This window comes from Cobetia sp. 5-11-6-3, assembly GCF_013374055.1.
GTDB classification, from domain to species: domain Bacteria; phylum Pseudomonadota; class Gammaproteobacteria; order Pseudomonadales; family Halomonadaceae; genus Cobetia; species Cobetia marina.
On the sequence record NZ_BLWJ01000038.1, the window covers coordinates 1 to 281 of the forward strand.

The 281-nt window shown below is 53.4% G+C and carries 1 rRNA gene; it reads right to left on the reverse strand.

The features are described from left to right. Positions 1 to 281 (reverse strand): 23S ribosomal RNA (locus tag HXS66_RS17315); the annotation flags it as partial.

A 281-nucleotide genomic window follows, 5' to 3' on the forward strand; every position in this document is an offset into this window, starting at 1 on the left:
AGAGCTTCGGACGAATCCTAACCCCATCAATTAACCTTCCGGCACCGGGCAGGCGTCACACCCTATACGTCCGCTTGCGCGTTTGCAGAGTGCTGTGTTTTTAATAAACAGTTGCAGCCACCTGGTATCTTCGACCGGTAAGAGCTTACGGAGCAAGTCCTTCACTCGAACCGGTGCACCTTCTCCCGAAGTTACGGTGCCATTTTGCCTAGTTCCTTCACCCGAGTTCTCTCAAGCGCCTTGGTATTCTCTACCTGACCACCTGTGTCGGTTTGGGGTAC